Genomic DNA, 17,219 nt, shown 5'->3' with positions numbered 1-17,219 from the left:
CGCTACTCGTACCTGGGGTCGGGTTCGCCGACCGCCGTGCCGGGGTCGATGGTGACGGGAGGCAGCGGGAAGCCGTCGGGCACCCACGGCCCCGCCGTCCCGATGGCCTGGTTCCCGGTCGCCTCGTCGCGGACGAAGAGCGTGCAGCTGCCCTCCGCGCGCCGGTAGCCCGTGATGTGCGAGACGCGGCCGACCTCGTTGGCCCGCGTCGGCAGGTCGAACGTCCGGTAGTCGTTGTAGTAGCGGACGTTGACCGAGCCGTGCGGGGTGAACTGCTCGCCGTCGATGACGAGCATGCCGTTGTCGCGGCGGACCGCGATGCTCGGCCGGAGCTTAGGCGCCGGCATCGCCGTCAGCACGGCGTAGGCGCCACTGGCGCCGAGGTCGTGGACGCCCCCGCTCGCGCACCGGCCGGGGTAGTCGCTGATGAACGTCAGGCACAGGCAGATCCGGCACCACCGCCACCCCTGCTGCGCGGACGGCGGCATGGTGTCGAGCGGCACCGCGTAGACGCCGCTACCGGTGTGGTCGTGGCCACCGCCCGCCGGACACCAGGCGCCGCCGTCGCCGAAGCAGAGGTTCTGGCACCGGCAGCACCACCGCCAACCCGACTGGGTCCCCGGCGGGGTCTCGCCCGCCATGAGGAAGTACTCGCCGCTGGCGCTGAGGTCGTGCGCGATGTCGCCCTCGCACACCCCGTCGCCATATGCGTTGAACGCCAGGCAGTAGCACCGATCGCACCACCGCCAGCCGGCCTGCACGCCCATGTCCCACCCCTTCGATCCCCACACAAGGCTCGTCACGGGGAGGCGCCCTGTCATCAGGGCTAGCCCTGACTAGGGGTCAGCCCTGATGCGGGCCAGGCGTCACGCGACCATCCTTGGACCGATGGACGCCGTGCTGCTCGTGGACGACAACGCGGCGTTCCGCGCTGTGGCCAAGGCGTTGCTAGAGCAGGGGGGCTTCAGGGTCGTCGGTGAGGCCGGGACGATCGCGGCGGCGTTGCGCACCGCGGCCGACACCCGGCCGGACGTGGTGCTGCTCGACATCGGGCTGCCCGATGGCGACGGTGTCAGCGCGTGCGGCGACCTGCGGGCGGTGGTGCCGAACGCCGCGATCGTGTTCTGCTCGGTGCGCGGGGCCGACCAGTACGAGGACGCCGTGCGGCGCTCACCGGCCGTCGGGTTCCTGCCCAAGTCGCAGCTGTCCGCCGAGGCGCTGGCGGCTGTGCTCGGTCAGCGCGACCGCAGGTAGGCGAGGACGGCGAGCACCCGGCGGTGCCTGCCCGACTCGATGGGCAGGGTGAGGCTCTGGAAGATGTTCCGCACGTGGGTTTCCACGGTCTTGCCGGTGAGGCTGAGCTCCTCGGCGATCGCCTGGTTGGACTTGCCCTGCGCCATCAGCGCGAGCACCTCGAGTTCGCGCGCGGTCAGCACGTCGAGCAGGTCACGCCGTCGAGGTCCGGCCAGCATCGCGGCCACCACGTCCTGGTCGAAGACGCAGCCGCCCGCGGCGACGCGGTGCACGGCGTCGAGGAAGTCGGCGCCGGACGCCCTGTCCTTCAACAGGTAGCCGACGCCGCGCGTGACGTCGCCGACGAGTTCGGTCAGGTGCGCGACCTCCAGGTACTGCGACAGCAGCAGAACCCCGACCGACGGTCGGCTCGTGCGGATGCGCACGGCGGCGTGCAGGCCCTCGAGCCGGTGTTCCGGCGGCATCCTGATGTCGACCACGGCCAGGTCCGGTTCGCTCGCCTCGACCGCGGCGAGCAACCCGTCCGCGTCGCCGACCTCGGCGAGGACGCGGCAGCCCGCCGTCGTCAGCAGTTCGGCGAGAGCGCTGCGGAACAGCCGCGCGTCGTCGGCGATGACCACCCCGAGTCCGGTCACGGGCGCTCCAATGGGAGAAGGGCGGTCACGGTGGTGCCGGGAGCGCCGTCGCGCACGGTCAGCGAACCCTCCACGGCGGACACCCGGTCGCGCAGGCCGGTCAGCCCGGTGCCGAGGGACGGGTCGGCGCCGCCCGTTCCGTCGTCGACCACGGCCAGCCGCAGCGAGCCGTCCCGGACGCCGACCTCGATGCGGACGCGGGAGGCGGACGCGTGCTTGAGCGCGTTCGTCACCGACTCGGCGGCCACGTAGTACGCGGTGGCGGCGACGAGGTCGGGGAGCGCCGGGAGGTCGGTCTCGACCAGGTCGACGGGCTGGGGCGAGCGGGCGGCGAGCGCGCGCAACGCCGGGATCAGCCCGAGGTCCGTCAGCACCGACGGGTGGATGCCGCGCGCCAGTTCCCGCAGCTCGGCCAGCGCTTCCTCCAGGCTGTCGGCACTGCGCCGCAACAGGTCGTCCAGTTCGGCGACGCCGCCCGATCGCTGCCGGGCCAGGCGCAGGGTGAGCGCGGCGGTGACGAGCCGTTGCTGGGCGCCGTCGTGCAGGTCTCGTTCCACGCGACGGCGCTCGTCGTCCCCCGCCGCGACGATCCGGGCACGGGAAGCCTTCACCTCGGCCAGCTGGGCGCGGACCTCGGCGGCCAGGCGCTGGTTGTCGAGTTCCAGGGCGGCGGCGGACGCGACGGCGCTGAGCACGTGGTGGTCGTCCTGCAATGCCGGGTCGTGCACCAGCACCGCCACCCGCCGTCCGGCGCGGTCCACCGGGGTGACCGCGCGGTCGAGCTCGACCGGCCTTCCGTCGGCGTCCACGTAGTCGCCGTGCTCGGGCCGGTGGTAGCCGACCCGCAACGACGGATCGCCCAGCGCCTCCGCCAGCAGGTCGCGCAACCGTTCCGGCGGCGAGCCGGGCAGGCGGGCCAGCAGGTTCGCGACCGACGTCCGTCCCAGCCGCACCCGCCAGACACCGCTGAGGAACGCGAGGGGCAACGCCAGCGTCGACGCGCGCGTCAGGCCGACCAGCACCTCGTGGTGCCGCGAGAGCCCGGTGCCGAACAACGCGTCCAGCACCGACGCGCCCGTCCCGAACAACCCGACGGCGAACACCGGTGCGAGCACCCGGCGAGCGGGCCTGCTCGCCGTCACCCAGCGCCGCACGAGCACCGCCGTCACCGCGATGCCCAGCACGAACTGGACGCCGTCGACGACCCTGGTGACCGTCCAGTCCGGCAGGTCCCACACCAGCAGCAGGTTCGGCGTCAGCGTGTCGAGCCACAGCGTGCTCGCCGGGACGAGCCCGAACACCATGACGTAGCAGGTCCGGACGAGCGCCCGCTCCAGCCCGGCCCGCAGCGCCCCGTCGGGGTAGGCGAGCAGCAGGTGCACCAGGAACGCCGAGGACGCCGACCGCATCAGCAGCCCGACCGTGTGCACCGCCGGGTCGATCGAGATCTGCACGTCCTCGGCGAACCAGGCGATCCCGATCAGCACCATCAGCAGGCCGATCCGGACCACCGGCACGTCCGGCCTGCGGTACGCGGCGATCACCCCGGCCACCAGGTAGCACCCGCCGACCGCGGCGGAGAACGTGGTCCCCGTCGACGTCTCGTGCTGCCCGGACGCCGTCACGGCCAGCACGAGCGCGCCCCAGCAGGCCCCGGCGGCGGCGAGCACCCCGATCAACGGCGCCGGGCCGTGCCTGAGTGCGCCCTCCGGTTCCACCACGCCTCCCTGTGAACACCTCCGCACCAAGTAGTCGCCGGACCGGCCGGTCGCGTAACAGGTTTCTCAGTGCAGGCCCCGATGTCACCGGCCGTTCCCGCTCCTACCGTCGAGGTCATGGCAGGGGACAAGGTCGCCGAGATCCGGATCAACCCCCGGACGGTCCGCATCGGGCATCAGGTGTACCCGCTCGCGAACATCTCCAGGGTGCAGACGCTGGAGGTGGTCTGGAGCGGCAAGAAGGCCACGCTGTACCCGCTGAAGGAGGGCGCCGTCCTCCTGGTGCTCTTCGGCCTGGTCGCCGCGGGGATCCAGGTCGGCGTCCCCGCCCTCGGCCTCGGCGGCCGCCAGGTCACCACCGACGTCATGACGGTCGCGATGGCCCTGTTCGGCCTCCGGATCGCCTGGCTGGTGCTGCTGCTCCTGTACCGCGTGCTGTTCCGCCGGAAGCACTACGCGTTGTTGCTGGAAACAGCGGGCACTCAATACACGGCGTTGTCGGGAACCGACCTCCCGGAACTGCACCGAATCGAGACGGAAATCGTCGGCGCGATCGAAAAGCCGCCCACCCGTGAGCACGTCGTGCAGATCCACGGCGACTTGGTGCTCGGAGACCAAACAAAGCAGACCGGGTCCGGCAGCCGCATGACCATCAACAACTGACCAGCGAGGTAACGCACATGGGTGACGTCGTCCACGGCAGCCAGTACAAGCAGACCGGCGCGAGCAGCAACATGACCGTCAACAACTCCGCGGGTGTGAGCAGGGCGGACGTCGACGCCGCCGTGGTCGAGCTTCGCGCGTTCATCGACCGCCTCACCCGCACCGGCGCGGTCGGCCCGAACGGCCAGGTGAACGACCCGGCGGCCGTGGTGGCCGAGGTCGAGTCGAACAAGAGCAGGCTGGCCGCGCTGGGAAAGGCCGTGCTCGGCGGCGCGAAGGACGCGGTGCTCACCGTCGTGCAGGGCGGAGTGGCCGCGCTGGTCGTCGCTCTGCTGGGACGCGGCTGAATTCGTGGAACACCATCAGGGCCGGAACTTCATGCGCGATTCTCAGCCAATGACTTCCGACGTTCCATAACGAGTGGTTTTCGTCAAACCGGGGTGCATGTGTGTGCTGGGCCTGCTGGCTGTATGGATTGATTGCCTGTGTGCATCCTGTACGAGCTCGGACCGAGGACTGGTCGGAACACTGGTGGTGGCACCCTCCGTATGGCGGATGTCCTGCTCTGACCATCCGGACTCAGATCGATTTATCCTGACTGTCGCTGTCCGACGCGGGTAGGGAGTCGACATGGCAGGCGCGCTGGTCGAGCAGATCCGGTTCGCGGTCGTCATGGACGGCGGGGTGAGCCACGCGGTCTGGATGGGTGGGGTCGTCCTCGAACTCGACCGTCTGACCAAGGGCGACTCGGCGTACCCGCGCCTACTGGACATGGTGGGCTGCACCGCGCGGGCCGATGTGGTCACGGGTACGTCAGCTGGGGGTGTCAACGGTGTCGCACTCGCGCTGTCGCAGGTCAACCACGGCGCTGACCTGGCCCATCTGCGGTCGCTGTGGACCGACAACGACCGCTGGGACGGGCTGCTGCGAACCCCTTTCGCGGGCGACCCGGTGTCGCTGCTCCAAGGTGACGACTCCGCCCTCCCGCGCCTGCAGGAGGCGTTCGCACGGCTGGCGGACAACTTCGCCCCGAGCACGCCTGAGGATCGGCCGATGGAGCTCGGCATCACCACGACGTTGGTGGACGGTGTGCCGACCGCGATCCACGACGACCTCGGCACGCACGGGGTCGATGCCACGCATCGGGCCGCGTTCTGGTTCCGCCGCACCTCGTCCCGCGACGACTTCGCTGCGATCGACCTGCCGAGGCGAGTCCTTCAGATGGCGTTGGCCGCCCGAGCCTCGTCGTCGTCGCCGTTCGCCTTCGAACCGACCTTCGTACCGACCTACAGCCAGTCGACACCGTTGAAGCCGGACATGGGCGACGTGGCGACCTGGAGCGGACAGGGCACCGGCGACCGGTCGCGCTTCGCGGTCGACGGCGGCGTTGTGCTGAACGCGCCGGTCCGAGAGGTGCTGGACGCCGTCGACCGGTTGCCTGCCGCTGGACCAGTCCGGCGGGTCACTTTGATGGTGGCGCCGCACGAGGGGGCGACGAACGACGATCCGGCGTGGGCTGATCGGATGCCCAGCCTGATTAGCACTGGCGCCAAGCTGGTCACCGCAGTCACCAGCCAGAGCAGCCGAGCGTTCGCAGAAGGGTTCGCCGAGCACAACCGGCTGTCCTGGGCACGTCGTAGCGGTCGTGCGGCGGTACTCGACCGGGTGGTGTCCACCGGGAACGTCGACCAGTTGTACGCGCAGGCGACGGCGTTGCACACGCATTACGAAGACCTTCGGGTCCGACATTTCGTCGAGGAGTGGCTCACGTCGATGCCGGGCTGGTCCGCCGACCAGATCCGCGCCATGGGCACCACGGCCCACCAGGAATGGCGGCACGCCCACGGGCACCTTCCGCACGTACTGCCGGTGTCCGGTGAGCGGTGGCGGTGGGGTCTGCCGATGGCCGAGAGAGTGGTGTCAGCTGCCCTGGACCTGCTCCGCCGTTTGCTGTGGGTAGTGCCCGACACCGCGACCGCGGTCACCACAGCACACGCAGTCCTGCACCAAGTCCGGGCAGGACTGCGTGCGCTGGCCGATGGGGTCAATCCGGTCGAGGATGCAGGGGTCCACGACTACTGGCCTCGTATGCTGGCCCACTACAACGAACTGGTGACCACCACCGCCCCGGAGTCCTACGGTTGGAAGCTCGACCGGCTGGTCCAAGAGGTCGGCCGCGTCGTGGACGAGGTCCGGCCGATGCTGCTACTCATCGACGAGACCCAGTCGCGTTTGGGCGGACTGGTGGCATGGCAGGCACTCCTGCTGGCCGACGGTACGGCCGACGAGCCGCGCATCGGGCCGCGACGGTGGCTGTCGCGGTTGACGGCGTTGGAGGTCTCCGCAACGTGCCTCGCCGACGATCCTCGCACCGTGCTGGACGAAGCGGTCGAGTCGGTGAGGATGACTCCACGAACGCCCCACGACGGCGCCGAGGTGAACGACCTCACCAGATTCTTCAAGCGCTCGTTGCGAATGAACGACTGGATTCGCGGTCGGTTGGACGGCGCGACCACGTTGTGCCGTGTGGTGCTCGACCCGCATCGGCTGCGCCGGATCGACCAGTTCGCCAAGCAGGACGACAACCGCACCGCCACCCAGCGGGCCCACCAACGGGTCGACGACCTGGTCGAGGCGCAGTTCGGTGCTGTCCCCCCGACGTTGGCCGCGCTCGTCACGCAGGCCAAGGCTGAACTCGCGGCGATCTACGAGACAGACCCCGCAAGCGAACTGCCCGCCACGGCCGCTGCCCTCGCGGAACTGGGCGCCTGGGGAATGCACCTGCGGATCATCACCGAGGAGTTGCCCTTGCTGCGCGCGGCGATCCTCGCCGACCGGGCCGACGATGTCGACCAGCGCTCGCGCGGCGAGCTGTTCCTGGACGAACACCGACAGCTGCTGGACAGATTGGAGCACTCGGTCGACTTCGAAACCCGCCGGGCGGAGTCCGTCGCGCTCGGCTTTCGGGCGCTGCGGGCGTTCGAGCAGATGGGCCTCGACCAGGACCCGCTGCCGCAGGCCGGGACGAACGATCCGATGATTCGCACTGCGGTCACCGCCGCAGCAGTGGTGCTGACCATCGCGGACGGAGCGAACTCGGGTCTGGCGGCGGCGAAACCGTTGACCACCGCACTGCGCGGCGCTGCCATGCTGCCCTACTGGACGATCATCAGGCTCACCGGCGGCGGAGTGCTCAGCTGGCTGCGTGGACTACTGGAACTGGGGATCGGCGGCGGATTGTTGGTGCTCGCGCTGTTCGGCTTGTTGCCCTCCGGAGCCACTGGCCCGGCCGCCGCTATCGGCGGCGCCTGGCTGCTCGCCGCCGTTGGCTACGCGGCACTGCGCTCGGGCACGATGCTGCACGGACTGGTGCTGCTTTCCCCGGTGCTGCCGCTGGCCGCCATCGCGGTCAGCCGGTCGCAGACGTCGTTCACCACTGGGGCCACGAAAAACTACGCGATCACCGGCGTGATCGCGTTGGGTGGCGTAGTGCTCGTCGTGGTCGCGTTGGCTGTGCTCGGCAGCATCCCCAGGGTTACGAGGTCTCCGCTCGCCGTGTGGTCCGACTGGGCCTCTCGAGAGCGCGTCACCCGGTTCCTTGTCCGCCTCCTCGTTATCGCCGCACTTGCCGTACTGGTGTGGCTCGCCGCACGCCACCAGCTCTACGCGCTGCGTTGGCTCGACCCGCCCGCGTGGGCCACGATCGCCGCCGCGTTCGTGGTTTTCGTTTTCGGCGTAGGCAGCGCGATGGCCGGAGGTCGGTCGATCCAACGGTGGTCGCTACGGCGAGAGAGCGACTGGGTGACGGCCGGCGAGGAACCGTACGGCGCCGTGTTGGCCGCTTGGGCCGCGGTTTACGGCACCTGCTACCTCGCGGTCGCGGCGGTGCTGCTGGTGTTCCGGCCGCGGTACAGCGGATGGGAGGCCGTGCTGGCGACGGCGTTGTTGTTCGCGCTGGTCTTGCTGCTGGTGACGCCGCGGCTCGTGACGCGGCGGCTCCGTAGACGAATCGTCACCAGGCTGGTGGATCAGGCGACACCATCACGCTACCCGGACTCCGACGCGGTACCCGAACTCCTTCTCACCCACCTGCACGGCAGCGGACAGCTGTACAAGTTCCTGACCGTTCGAACCGCCGGAGGATCGATTGAGCTCAGCAAGCGGGGTCTACGCGTAGCGAAGCGCATCCAGGCGAAGGTGCCGAATTACCATTGGCAAGTCGCTTCATGATGCTGAATGGCTTTCTCGTTGTTGATCATTTGAGACCATGCGGGGAGCACCCCTCGACTGCAGGGGAAGACCGAGCCCGACCGCGCGGACCTGCCGCGTTCGTTGGGGCCACCCCCGCCTGCGCGAGGAAGACACTTGCTGACCAGCGAGTTTATTGTCCGCTTGTTGGTTTTAGCATGGGTTTGAGGTGGTGGGGTGTCGCTGACGAGCCATGGCAGTGTTTGCCGCGGCATTTCGTTGTGCGAAGGCCTCGGCTGGCCGGTGTCACGAGTTGCTCTCTGAACTATCAGGGCTGGAACTTCATGCGTGATTCTCAGTCAATGACTTCCGGCGTTCCATCACCAGCGGGACCCGCGCTTCGATTACCAGTGGTTTTGCAGCAAATCGGGGTGTATGTGTGCGTGCTGGGCATCCTTGCTGTACAGATTGATTGTCTGTGTACATGCCGTACGAGCCGGACCAGTGAAGAAGACTTCTACAACGAACGTTCCAGTCGTCGCTGTCCAAGTGAGCCGATCTAAGTCGTGATGGTGATCGGTCGATCACCTCAAAGTTCCCGGTCCGGGAGGCTCCTGCCGTTGGTTGGTGACGAAGGTGGCGCGTTCGATTAGTGCGAACGCTTGCGTGAGATGGCCGTGTTGGTGTCGCGGCCTGGGACCGCCAAAATCGAATAGCGCCGGTGAGCCTATCGAATGGAGCGGTTGTCAGCGGCGTCAATGACAAGACCGGTCACCTTCGTATCGCGGATATCAGTCCGTGGACCGGCCGTCGTTCCCGTTGTTGTCGCAAGCGCTGTCCTGCTTCATCGTGCGGCCAGGCAGTTCGCGCCTGGTTCGTCCACTGGGACGACAAGATCGGCGCAGACGCGGCGATCGTGGTCCTGCGCTGGAGCGGGCTCCTATCAGGACACTGGCGCGATGCTGATGTCGCCCGCAGCGTGAGAGGCTCGACCAATTGCCGAGTTGGTTGCCCTTGGTCGCGGTCCTGAGCTCGAAGGCGATAGCGGGCCGCCCGACCGCCTGCGGTTGTTTCCCGAAAGTTGCTGTTCTCCGGCCAGCGCGGTGTTGGCCGATCGATTGCCTATACGGCGTCTGGTAGCGGTGCAGTTCCGTGGAGCGTGTGGCTGAGGGCGGCGAGTTGATGGCTCGGGGCAGCTTGTGCCGGATCCCAGGTGTGTCTATCGGAGCGTCAGGACGATGGGTCGTGGCTGACCCGGAAGACCTTCGATCTGTCGACGCGTTGCGTCGGTTGGTCGCGGGTCTAGTGCGGCGAACGCGAGTTTTTGCCCTTTCGCACGTTGAGTAGGGGTTCGAAGGGGCACGAACTTCACGTGGATCTTACGGACTCCGATCGGTCCTCTCCATGATCTGCCCCGGCCGGTCCGACCGGCTGGGGCAGCACTCGACAAGGGGGGCGCTGCCGCGCGGTTTTGCTTGGGGGGAAACGTGTTGGTGTTCCGTCGTGCGCTCATCGCGTCGATCGCGTTGTGCCTGGTCGTCCCGTTGGGCGGCACAGCCAACGCGGCTCCGCCCAGTCCCGCGGCCGACCTGGCCATCGCCGCGGCGCGTCCCTCGGATCCGGTGGACTACGCCTATGACGCCGCAGGACGTCTAGTTGGTGTCTCGCAGACCAACACCGGCGCGAACACCGGCCGCTACAACTACGACGACTCCGGCAACCTGCTCTCGATCGACCGGTTCGCCTCCACGACCCTCTCGCTGCTCAGCATGGTCCCGGCGCGGGCACAAGTCGGCGCGACGATCACCTTGTCCGGCACGGCTTTCGCCGCCACTCCCGCGGGCAATACGGTCAAGTTCAACGGCACCACCGCGACCGTCTCGGCCGCGACGACCCGCACCCTCACCGTCGCCGTGCCCACCGGTGCGACCACCGGCCCGATCACCGTCACGACCTCGGCCGGAACGGCCACCAGCTCGAAGCCGTTCACCGTCGACGCGACGGCCAACCCGCCCACGGTCACCGGCTTCAGCCCCGCGCTGAGCGCCGAGCGCGCGTCCGTGACGATCACCGGCACGGGCTTCGACGCCGCAAGCGTGGTGTCGTTCGGCAAGACCCGCGGAGTGGTGACGGCCGCGACCTCGACGTCGTTGACCGTGACGGTGCCGGACGCGGCGGGGTCGGGGCCGATCACCGTGGTCACCGCGAACGGGGTCGCGTCCAGCAGCACGGACTTCGTCGCCGTGCCCGGCAGGTTCGCGGCGTTCGAGACGGCGTCCACGCCGGTGCTGGTGGTGGACGGTGCTGCCACCACGGTCGCCACGCCGGCGAGCAAGGTGTCGGTGATGCGGTTCACCGGCACGAAGGGGCAGCGGCTCAGCCTCGGGTTGACGGGCTCGACGATGACCGACGACGTGCTGATCGAGGGCTTCACCCCGTTCGGCGCCCCGTTCGCGCGCGACGAGCTCGACGTGCCGTGGAAGCTGAACTCGCTCGACCGGGGCATCGAGTTGCCGCCGTTGCCGCAGAGCGGCGTCTACCAGTTCGTGCTCGACCCGTTCGCGTCCGGCGCGGGCTCGGTGACCGTGACCTTGTCCAGCAGGGTCACCGGGACGCTGAACCCGACCGGCGCGGCCTCCGTGGTGGCCTTGAGCAGGCCGGGGCAGTTGGCGGAGTTGACGTTCCCCGCGACAGCGGGCAAGAACCTGAACCTGGGCTTCACCGCGTCGACCTTTCCCGCGGGCACGGTCGCGACGGTGTCGGTGCGCGAACCCAACGGCGCGTGGATGTTCGACCGCACCCTGAAACCGCGTTCGCCGGTCGCGCTCAACGGCTTCGACCTCGACCTGCCGACCAGCCAGACCGGCAACTACACCGTCTTGTTCGGGACGAGCAACCAGAGCACGGGATCGGTGACGGTCACGGCGTCGACCTCGATCGACGGCGGAGTTCTCACCTTGGGCAACGACCTCACCGCGACGTCGAGCCGTCCCGGCCAGGACGTCGAGTTCCGCTACGCGGGCACCGCGGGCCAGGTGCTGAGCCTGGACTTCCCCGCCATCTCCTCCCAGTTCGGCGCGTCCGTGACCGTCACCGCGCCCGACGGCTCGGTCGTCGCCGCGGCGCAGTCGTCCGTGCACGTGGACGTCCCGGCACTGCCCGTCACGGGCACCTACCTGGTCACCGTCAGCACGTTCTCCAGCAGCGGATCCGGGTCGATGACCCTGCGCGCGACTCTCCGCCAGGACGCGGGCACGCTCACCCCGACCGGTGCCGCCACGTCGGTCACCCTGGCCCAGCCGGGCCGGACCGCGGTGTTCCAGTTCGCCGCGACCGCGGGGCAGACGGTGAACCTCGGGCTCATCGGGTGGGCGCTGCCCGCCGGGGCCTCTCTGCGTGGCCAGGTCCTCGACCCGCAGGGGGCGAAGGTCTACGGGTCGCCCGGACTCTTCCCGCTCAGCGTGATCACGATCAAGGCCACCGCCACGGGCACCTACCGGCTGCTGCTCTCGCCCAGCGGCGCGACCGCCACCTCCAACGGCTCGGTCACGATGTCGACGCAGATCGCCGGGGGAGCGCTGACGATCGGCACGACCAAGACCGTGACGGCGAGCAGGGCAGGGCAGTCGACAGCGCTGACCTTCACCGGTGCGGTCGGCCAACGCCCCAGTCTCACCTTCAGCTCCTTCGCCTTTGCCAGCAATGTGATCTTGCAGGTTGCGAGGCCGGACGGGACGGTGTTCCGCGACGAGTTCCTCGCTTCGTTCCAGGTGGATCTGGAACCGCTGACCGTCGCGGGCACCTACGAGGTTCGGGTGCTGCCGCAGGCGGAAACCGGATCCGTGCAGCTGACCTTGAACGACCGGGTCGATGCCGGGTCAACCACGGTCGGCGGCGCGACCAAGACGCTGTCGATCACCCAGACTGCCCGGTTCGCCGAGACCTCGTTCACCGCCACCGCGGGGCAACGAGTCGACTTCGGCTTCACCGGCTGGACTTTCGCCTCGGGCACCCACCTCCGTGCACGCGTCCTGGACTCCACGGGTGCCGCTGTCAACGAAACGGACCTCGTCGACACTGGTTCGATCTTCACCACCGTTGGCGCCGCGGGTACCTACCGGCTGATCATCGCCCCGATCGGCTTCGGCACCGGCGCGGTGACCCTGACGCTGTCCCAGCAGATCGACGCGGGCACGATCACCCTCAACACCAACAAGGTCCTCACCTTCCCCCGCGTCGGCCAGACCTCACGGGTGACGTTCTCCGGCGTCGCCGGTCAACGACTCGCGCTCACGATGCCGACGATGACCACCCCGTTCTTCCCCTTCGTCCAGGTCCTCAAGTCGGACAACTCCGTCCTGTTCTCCGATTTCGGCGGCGCCTCGGTCGCGCTTCCCGCGTTGCCGACCACCGGCACGTACACGTTCGTGCTCAGCCCGTTCAGCTTCACCGGTTCGGTCACGGTGAACTTGACCACCGCGGCCGCGGCCCGCAAGTCCGCACCAGCCGACAAATCCCAAGGCCCTCGTTCCATCCCGGCTCCGCCGATGCCGCCATCGCCGCCGGTGGTCAAGCAGGACCCGTTGCCGCCGCTCGGACTTGTTACCGCGGCCGAAGCTGCGTCCACAAGCGGCCCGACCTGGACGCCCGATCAGCGCAACCTCGCCGGTGACGACTGGAACACCCACCGGCCCGCCTTGTCGGGCAAGCAGCCCGAACCGTTGCGCGCCGCTGCCGGCACCACCGCCCTGTCCGGCCGAGCGCTGACCCTGGACGGCCGGGGGCTCGCCGGGGTGACGGTGTCGATCGACGCCGTCAAGGCGAAGACCGACGGGAGTGGGCGGTTCCTGCTCTCCGGTGTCGGCGCGGGCCACCGAGTCCTGCGGGTGGACGGCGCGTCGGCGAACTCCGAGGCGCACAAGTTCGGCCTGTTCGACATCGGCGTCGACCTGACCGCCGGTCAGACCGCGGTGTTGCCATATCCGGTGTGGATGTCCGCTTTGGACACTGCCAACAACGTCAAGTTCACCTCGCCCGCGGACCGGGAGGTCGTGCTCACGACCCCGGCCATCCCCGGCCTGGAGGTGCGGCTGCCCAAGGGTGCGGTGATCCGCGACGTCGGCGGCAAGGTCGTCACCGAACTCGGCATCACCGCCATCCCCGTCGACCGGCCGCCGTTCCCGTTGCCGCAATCGCAGGTGCCGTCCTACTTCACCGTTCAGCCCGGCAGTTCGTACGTCTTCCCGACCGGCGCGCGGGTCGTGTACCCGAACTTCACCCACGCCGCGCCCGGCGACGTCATGGACTTCTGGCACTACGACCCGGCGGACCGCGGCTGGTTCGTCTACGGCCACGGCAAGGTCACGCCGGACGGGAAGCAGGTCGTCCCGGACGCGGGCACCGAGGTCTACCAGTTCACCGGCGCGATGCTGATCTCGCCCGGTAGCCCGGCACCGCCGGAGAAGGCGGGCGTACCGGGTGAGTCGACGACGGCGGGCGACCCGGTCAACCTGAGCACCGGTCTGCTGGTCGACACCGTCACGGACCTGTCGATCGACGACACGATCCCGATCTCGATCACCCGCACCTACCAGCACTCCGACACCGCCCGCCGCGCGTTCGGCGTCGGTGTGGGCTCGGACTACAACACCTACCTCTACGCCAACCAGCAGTGGGTCGACGGCCAGCTGATCCTGCCCGACGGCGGCCGGGTCAAGTACCACCGCATCACCCCCGGCAGCACCGGGTTCAACGAGTACGCGACCGCCGCGTTCGCCGCCGACCCGACCCCGACGATCTTCAGCGGCTCGGTGATGGCGTGGAACGGCAACGGTTTCGACGTCCGCCTCCGCGACGGCACGACGTACGTCTTCGGTGAGGAGGCTCCCCTCCAGGCGATCCGGGACAAGTTCGGCAACACCGTCACCATCACCCGCGACTCCGCGGTGCCCGACTCCGACGGCCGAGTGCGGGCGAAGGGGCCGATCACCCAGGTCACCTCGCCCAACGGCAAGTGGATCTCGTTCACCAACAACACCAACGGCCAGGTCACCCAGGCTCGCGACAACGCAGGCCGCACCGTCGACTACACCTACGACGGCACCGGGCACCTGTCCACCGTCACGGACGCCACCGGCTCCGTCACCACCTACACCTACGACTCGGCCGGTCGAATGGCCACGGCCAAGGACGGCCGCAACACCGTCTACCTGACCAACACCTACGACTCCGCGGGCCGCGTCAGGACCCAGACCGCGCCCGACACCGGGGTGCACACGTTCGACTACGTGACCGGCACCGGCGGCAAGATCACCGAAACCAGGGTCACCGACCCGCGCGGCTTCGTCCGCAAGGTCACCTTCAACACCGCCGGGTTCGCCACCAGCGACACCGCCGCCTTCGGCAACGCCCTGGCCCGCACCACCACCATCACCCGCGACTCGACGACCAACGTCATCACCTCCACCACTGACCCGTTGGGCCGCCGCACCGACCTGGGCTACGACGCCTTCGCCAACGTCACCAGCATCACCCAAGCCGCCGGAACGTCACTGGCCCGCACCGTGCAGGCCCGCTACGAAGGCCCGTTCGACCAGCTCAGCAAGATCACCGACTGGCTGGGCAAGGACACCGTCTACGGCTACCACCCCAACGGGGCGCTCAAGACCGTCGCCGACCCCATCGGCCGCACCACCACGACCGACGTCCTCGAGACCGGCCAGATCAAGACCCTCACCGACACCGCGGGCAAGAACACCGGCTACGCCTACGCCCTCGGCGACCTGGTCACCGTCACCGATCCACTGGGTCGAGCAACCCGCCTGACCTCGGACACCATCAGCCAACTGGTCGCCGTCCGCGACCCCGCGGGCTCGATTTCCCGCTCCACGTACGACAAGCAAGGCCGAGTTCTGTCCACGGTGGACCCGTTGGGGCGCTCGACGTCCTACACCTACGACGCCAACGGCAACCTCAAGACGGTCACCGATCCGCGCAGCAAGACGACGACCTACACCTACGACCTGATGAGCCGGGTCAAAACCGCAACCGACCCCCTCAACCGGGTCACCACCTACGACTACGACCTCAACGGCAACCCCACCTCGAACACCGGCGGGCGCGGCAAGGTCACGCTCACCGAGTTCGACGCCCTCAACCGCCCCACCCTGGTCCGCTTCGGTGCGACCGGCACGGCCGAGGAAAGCCGCACCACCTACGGCTACGACCTCGCCGACCGCCTGAAGACCGTCACCGACTCGGCCGCGGGCGTCACCACGTTCACGCTCAACGACCGCGACCAGCTCACCAAGTCCGTGACCCCGCAGGGCACCCTGGACTACACCTACGACGCGGCCCGCCGCACCACCATGACCGCCCCCGGCCAAGCCCAGGTCGTCTACGGCTACAACGACGCCAGCCAACCCACCACCCTGACCCGCGGCTCCGAGGTCGTGACGATCGGCTACGACACCGCGGGCCGCCGCAAAACCGTCACCCTGCCCAACGCCGTCGTGCAGACCTACGGCTACGACGACGCCAGCCGCCTGACCTCCATCGGCTACACCCGCAACACCACCACCCTGGGCACCCTCACCCACGACTACACCCCGGCTGGTCAACTCGGACACCTCGGCGGCACGTACGCCCGCGCCGACATCCCGAACGCCTACGGCCCGGCCACCTACGACGACGCCAACCAGGTCATCAAGGTCGGCACCACCGTCTACGCCTACGACAACGACGGCAACCAGACCACCGACGGCACCACCGCCTCCACCTGGAACGCCCGCGGCCAACTCGCCACCACCACCCGCCCCGGCCAAACCTCCACCTACGCCTACGACGGCCTGGGCAGGCGCATCGCCAAAACCGCGGGCGGCACCACCACCGGCTACCTCCACGACGGCAACAACGTCATCCAGGAATTGGCAGGCACCACCCCGACCGCGAACCTGCTCACCGGCGGCCTGGACGAGGTCTTCACCCGCACCAGCGGCGGGGTTTCCCGTTCCCTGCTCACCGACCATCTCGGTAGCACCCTGGCCACCACCGACACCACCGGCACGGTCACCGGCGAATACGGCTACCAACCCTTCGGCGCCACCACTCTGACCGGCGACGACGGCGGCAACCCCACCCGTTTCACCGGCCGCGAAGACGACGGCAACAACCAGTACTTCCACCGAGGCCGCTCCTACAACACCACCGACCAACGCTTCCTCAGCCAGGACCCCATCGGCTTCGCAGGCGGCGACAGCAACCTCTACGCCTACGTCGGCAACCAGCCCACCGCGTTCACCGACCCCATGGGCACCAACCCAAAGTCGATCACGGCCAGCACTCACAGTGGGAACTCTCGGGCACGCGAAGGCGTCGAAAGGCTGTTCGAGCGCACGTACGAAGTCTCGCCGGGCTACGATCCGCAGGCCTACGTGGAGGCGATTGCCCAGCGTTATGGGATCAACTTGCGCGGCAGCGGTCAGCGGATCGAGGTCCTGTACGACCCGAAGTTGCCGTCTTTGGGGCTCACCAAAGGCACGGACGGGGGACTGATTGTCAGGGTTGGTCCGAATGCGCTGGCAGGCGGTGATGCGGAGGTGGCGAACACCATCGCTCACGAGTTGACGCACGCTCGCTACTATCTGCGCAATAAAACATTCGATGGTCAGGAGCACGGCCACGGCAGATCAATGGCCGACGGAACTCCGTACGGTTCCGGAAATGCACTTCAAGAATGGATCGAGGGCAAGCGGTGATCAGT

Annotated in this window: 8 protein-coding genes; 5 read left to right on the top strand and 3 right to left on the bottom strand. The window is 68.7% G+C overall.

All coding sequences use genetic code 11. The features are described from left to right. Window positions 1-2: 2 nt before the first annotated feature. The gene (locus tag ACFWW9_RS02415) at window positions 3-767 is read right to left on the bottom strand and encodes a hypothetical protein (protein WP_390370603.1); all 765 of its coding nucleotides are present in this window, start codon (window positions 765-767) and stop codon (window positions 3-5) included. 121 nt (window positions 768-888) lie between these two features. Here ACFWW9_RS02415 and ACFWW9_RS02410 point away from each other — a divergent pair, with 121 nt between their 5' ends. After that, a complete protein-coding gene (locus ACFWW9_RS02410; RefSeq protein ID WP_390370602.1) occupies window positions 889-1,254 on the top strand; it encodes a response regulator transcription factor in 366 nt (121 codons plus the stop codon). Here the strand turns inward: ACFWW9_RS02410 and ACFWW9_RS02405 are convergent. Beyond that, entirely contained in the window at window positions 1,236-1,889 is a 654-nt protein-coding gene (locus ACFWW9_RS02405; protein WP_390370601.1) for a LuxR C-terminal-related transcriptional regulator, read from the bottom strand. The genes ACFWW9_RS02410 and ACFWW9_RS02405 overlap by 19 nt on opposite strands. Continuing rightward, the gene (locus ACFWW9_RS02400; protein ID WP_390370600.1) at window positions 1,886-3,610 is read right to left on the bottom strand and encodes a histidine kinase; all 1,725 of its coding nucleotides are present in this window, start codon (window positions 3,608-3,610) and stop codon (window positions 1,886-1,888) included. Before ACFWW9_RS02400 ends, ACFWW9_RS02405 begins: the two co-directional genes overlap by 4 nt. Window positions 3,611-3,724: 114 nt before the next feature. Here ACFWW9_RS02400 and ACFWW9_RS02395 point away from each other — a divergent pair, with 114 nt between their 5' ends. From ACFWW9_RS02395 to ACFWW9_RS02380, 4 genes are all read left to right on the top strand, one after another. Beyond that, entirely contained in the window at window positions 3,725-4,270 is a 546-nt protein-coding gene (locus ACFWW9_RS02395; protein WP_390370598.1) for a DUF6232 family protein, read from the top strand. 17 nt (window positions 4,271-4,287) lie between these two features. Continuing rightward, a complete protein-coding gene (locus ACFWW9_RS02390) occupies window positions 4,288-4,617 on the top strand; it encodes a hypothetical protein (protein WP_390370596.1) in 330 nt (109 codons plus the stop codon). Window positions 4,618-4,900: 283 nt separating this feature from the next. Further along, on the top strand, window positions 4,901-8,500 hold the full coding sequence (locus ACFWW9_RS02385) for a DUF3376 domain-containing protein (protein WP_390370595.1): 3,600 nt from the start codon (window positions 4,901-4,903) through the stop codon (window positions 8,498-8,500). A gap of 1,451 nt (window positions 8,501-9,951) precedes the next feature. Next, window positions 9,952-17,214 (top strand): RHS repeat-associated core domain-containing protein, encoded by a 7,263-nt coding sequence (locus ACFWW9_RS02380; protein WP_390370593.1) that lies wholly within the window; start codon window positions 9,952-9,954, stop codon window positions 17,212-17,214. Window positions 17,215-17,219 lie beyond the last annotated feature (5 nt).

The sequence above is a fragment of the Umezawaea sp. NPDC059074 genome (genome assembly GCF_042738955.1).
Classification (GTDB): domain Bacteria; phylum Actinomycetota; class Actinomycetes; order Mycobacteriales; family Pseudonocardiaceae; genus Umezawaea.
This window is presented reverse-complemented; position numbering and strand designations above follow the sequence as displayed.

What these genes read in the sequence shown, in the direction of transcription:
- ACFWW9_RS02415 (WP_390370603.1), bottom strand. Translation starts at nt 767, where the DNA reads ATGGGCGTGCAGGCCGGCTGGCGGTGGTGCGATCGGTGCTACTGCCTG.
- ACFWW9_RS02410 (WP_390370602.1), top strand. Translation starts at nt 889, where the DNA reads ATGGACGCCGTGCTGCTCGTGGACGACAACGCGGCGTTCCGCGCTGTG.
- ACFWW9_RS02395 (WP_390370598.1), top strand. Translation starts at nt 3,725, where the DNA reads ATGGCAGGGGACAAGGTCGCCGAGATCCGGATCAACCCCCGGACGGTC.
- ACFWW9_RS02390 (WP_390370596.1), top strand. Translation starts at nt 4,288, where the DNA reads ATGGGTGACGTCGTCCACGGCAGCCAGTACAAGCAGACCGGCGCGAGC.
- ACFWW9_RS02385 (WP_390370595.1), top strand. Translation starts at nt 4,901, where the DNA reads ATGGCAGGCGCGCTGGTCGAGCAGATCCGGTTCGCGGTCGTCATGGAC.